At 72.5% G+C, this 3,549-nt stretch carries 3 protein-coding genes; all 3 read right to left on the bottom strand.

Annotated features, from left to right (window positions below; genetic code table 11):
- Positions 1–414: NADH-quinone oxidoreductase subunit K (locus tag SACHA_RS0107415; RefSeq protein WP_019808437.1), on the bottom strand; the 414-nt coding region annotated here is incomplete at its 3' end.
- Positions 404–1,018 (bottom strand): MnhB domain-containing protein, encoded by a 615-nt coding sequence (locus SACHA_RS20830; RefSeq protein ID WP_019808435.1) that lies wholly within the window; start codon positions 1,016–1,018, stop codon positions 404–406. The genes SACHA_RS0107415 and SACHA_RS20830, both read right to left, overlap by 11 nt.
- The gene (gene mbhE, locus SACHA_RS0107405; protein ID WP_019808433.1) at positions 1,015–3,420 is read right to left on the bottom strand and encodes a hydrogen gas-evolving membrane-bound hydrogenase subunit E; all 2,406 of its coding nucleotides are present in this window, start codon (positions 3,418–3,420) and stop codon (positions 1,015–1,017) included. The genes SACHA_RS20830 and mbhE overlap by 4 nt, the downstream gene beginning before the upstream one ends.
- Positions 3,421–3,549: the final 129 nt, after the last annotated feature.

Raw genomic sequence — 3,549 nt, 5'->3', positions numbered from 1 at the left:
CCCGGCGTCGTCCCGGCCGTACCGCGCGAGCTCGGCGTCGGCCTCCGCCCGGGCGTCGGCCTCGGCCCGGGCGATGCGGCGGTCCTCCAGGTCGTCCTGGACCTCGTCGTCCCCGAGCAGCACCCACGCGCGGTAGGCCAGTGCGAGCAGGAACGTGCTCAGCCCGAAGGTGATCACCACCGCGGTGAGCGCGAGGGCCTGCACCAGCGGATCGGCCATCTCCCCGACCGGAACCAGTCCCACGAACGCGGGCGATCCCGGGGGGCCTCCCGCGGCCTGGAGGAACAGGTTCGCCCCGTGTCCGACCACGACGAAGCCGAGGATGACCTGCATCAGGGAGCGCTGCATGAGCAGGAAGAACCCGGCGGCGTAGACCACGCCGAGCACGACGGTGGTCACGACGTCAACGGTCATCGCCACCCCCGTCCGTGGGTCCGCCACCGGAGGCCTCCGCGGTGCCCATACCGCTCTCCCCGCCGCCGACCAGCCCCTCGCGTCGCTCCCGTTCCAGTTCCCGCTTCTCGATTCCGGCGCCGAGGGTGCGCAGCAGGTCCAGCACCACACCGATGATCAGGACGTAGACCCCGAGGTCGAAGGCCAGATTGCTGGCGAACTTGACCTCGCCGAACAGCGGCAGGTCCGTCTCCCACGAGCCACTGGTGAGCGCGGGGTATCCGAACACCATCGGGACCAGGGCGGTCACCGTCGACAGTGTCAGTCCCGCGCCGATCACCGCGGGCGGCCGGATCCGCACGGCTGAGGCCAGTTCCATGCTGCCGCCGGCCACGTAGCGCAGGACGAACGCCAGCCCGGCCACGAGCCCGCCGGGGAAACCGCCGCCCGAGTGGTGGTGCCCGGCGAAGAGCAGATACACCGACAGCACCAGCACCGTCGGGAACACGACGCGGACACCGACCTCGAGCTGCAGCGACCGCGGCCATCCCCCGGGGCTGCGTGCGCTGCGCAGCCACCGCTGTCGGGGGACGTCCAGCGATTCCCACTCCGATTCCGCGCTCATCGACCGCCCTCCCCCGCACCGTCGGGCGGATGTTCGACCGCACGCCCGCCCGACCGGTCGCCGGACCCGGTGGTGTCCGGATCGGTGTCCGTCGCGCTGCCCGCGACAGGGCTCTCAGTGACCGGAATCACGCGGCCGCGGCCCCGTGCCAGGGCCAGGCCGAGCGTCGCCGCGCCGACCGCGGCCACGAGCAGCACGGTGATCTCGCCGACGGTGTCCAGCGCGCGGAGGTCGACGAGGATCGCGTTGACGACGTTGGTCGCCCCCGCCTCGGGTTCGGCCAGTTCGGCGTAGGCCCGCCCCACCCGCGAGCGGGACTCGCGCAGGCCGGAGAAGACGACCGCGAACACCGCCACGAACGTGCCCGCGGCCACGGCGACCACCGCCTTGACGAGGGTACCCCGGCGGCTGACCGGGTGCTGCCGGACGAACGGGGCGGACACGCGGCGCAGCACCAGCACGAACACCACCAGCGTGAGCGTCTCGACCAGGAACTGGGCCAGCGCGAGATCCGTGGCGCCGAACACGAGGAACAGACCGCCCACGCCGTAGCCGACCATCCCGGTGAGCAGCACGGCGGTGAGCCTGCGACGCGCGAACGGCAACGCGAGCGCGGCCACCACCACCAGCAGCGACAGCGGCAGCTGCAGGGCGCTGTGCACGAACGTCGGTCGGCCCGGACCCACCGACCCGATGATCAGTCCCCAGGTCGGCACCACGGTCAGCGCAACCAGGATCGTGCTCAGGTACACCGGGAGCGATCCGGTCTGGATCCGCGCGGTGAGACCCTGGGCGAGCCGGTTCAGCCCGCGCAGGACCGCCCGGTAACCGGGGTCGGCCTGCAGCGCGCGCGGTAGCCACCCGGCGGTGCGTTCGAACACCGCGCTCCGGCGGTACAGCAGATAACCGCCCACGAGGATGACCGCGGACAGCAGCAACGGCAGTGTGAGCCCGTGCCACAGTCCGAGGTGGTAGTCCCGTCCGGGGAACCGGTCGGCGTAGGTCCCGGCGAACCGTTCGACCGCCCCCGGCACCAGCCCCAGCACCAGGCTCGCCCCGGCGGGGACCGCGATCGCCGCGGTGAACACCGCCCCGGGACCGCCGGCCGCGCCGGGCCGCTCGTCGCTCCCGCCGAAGGCGCCGACCAGAAAGCGGACGGTGTAGGCGGTGGTGAGCACCGAACCCAGCGCGATGCCGGCCAGGATCAGCACGTCGGTGACCGTGGCGTGCGAGAACGCCTCCAGCGCGGTCTCCTTGCCGACGAACCCGAGCAGCGGCGGCACCCCCGCCATCGACGCCGCCGCCAGGGTCGCCAGTAGCGCCAACCCCGGCCAGCGTCGGCCGAGCCCGGACAGTTCGCGCAGGTCGCGGGTGCCGGTCCCCTTGTCGATCGCCCCCGCGGTGAGGAACAGCGCCGACTTGAACAGGCCGTGGACCAGGATCATCGTCGCGCCCGCGAGTTCGGACACCCGCGTCCCGCCGGCCAGCAGCACCATGAGGAACCCCAGCTGGCTCACCGTGCCGAACGCGAGCAGCAGCTTGAGGTCGTACTGCCGCATCGCGCGGTAGCCGCCGAGCAGCATCGTCCACAGTCCCACCACGACCAGCGGAACCCACCACTCGGGACGGTCGGCGAAGGCGGGGGCGAAGCGTGCCACCAGGTACACGCCCGCCTTGACCATCGCCGCCGCGTGCAGGTAGGCGCTGACCGGGGTGGGCGCCACCATCGCCGTGGGCAGCCACGGGTGGAACGGCACCTGCGCCGACTTGGTGAACGCACCGACCAGCAGCAGCGCGATCCCGGTCGTGGCCGCGGCCCCGGTGGGCGGGTCGGCGACGATTCCGGAGATCCGCAGGGTGCCCGCGTCCGTGGCGAGCAGGATGAGCCCGAGCAACATGGCCAGCCCGCCGAGCGTGGTCACCAGCAACGCCTGCCGGGCCGAGCGGCGTTCCTCCCGGGTGAGTCCGCTCCCGCCGACGAGCAGGAACGAGCAGATCGTGGTGACTTCCCAGAAGACGTACAGCGAGAGGATGTCGTCGGCCAGCACCAGACCGAGCATCGCGCCGGCGAACAGCACCATGACCGCGGCGTCCCGCCCGATCCCCGGTTCCCCCGGCTCGGCATACCGGGAGAAGTAGACCAGCACCACCGTCCCGATCCCGGTGACCAACGCGACCATGATCGTCGCCAGCGAGTCCATCCGGACGGTGAATTGCAGATCGAGTACCGAGGCCCAGACCACGCGCTCCGTGGCGGGCAGTGTGCCCAGCCGGATCGCGGCGACGACGAAGGCGAAGGCCGGCGCCAGCGCACCGATCGCGAAGACACGACGGCCCCACCGGCGGGCGAGCGCAGGGAGCGTCGCCGCCACCGCGAGATGCACGACGATCGCGACCAGCACCGTGCCCGCTTACCCACGGCGGCGTCGGCACAAACGAACGAGGTCCGGTCCAGCAAGGCCGGTGGATGCGCCACCGGACGCCGCGGCGGCGACGGTGCGCTGCCGCGGGCCGTCAGCGGTCGGCGGCCT

The sequence above is a fragment of the Saccharomonospora halophila 8 genome, from assembly GCF_000383775.1.
In the GTDB taxonomy this organism is placed as follows: Bacteria; Actinomycetota; Actinomycetes; order Mycobacteriales; family Pseudonocardiaceae; genus Saccharomonospora; species Saccharomonospora halophila.
Note: the sequence above shows the minus strand (reverse complement) of the source record. Positions and strands in the feature narration are given on the sequence as shown.

Excerpts from the sequence above, each read along its gene's own strand:
- SACHA_RS20830 (WP_019808435.1), bottom strand. The coding sequence starts at position 1,018 with ATGAGCGCGGAATCGGAGTGGGAATCGCTGGACGTCCCCCGACAGCGG.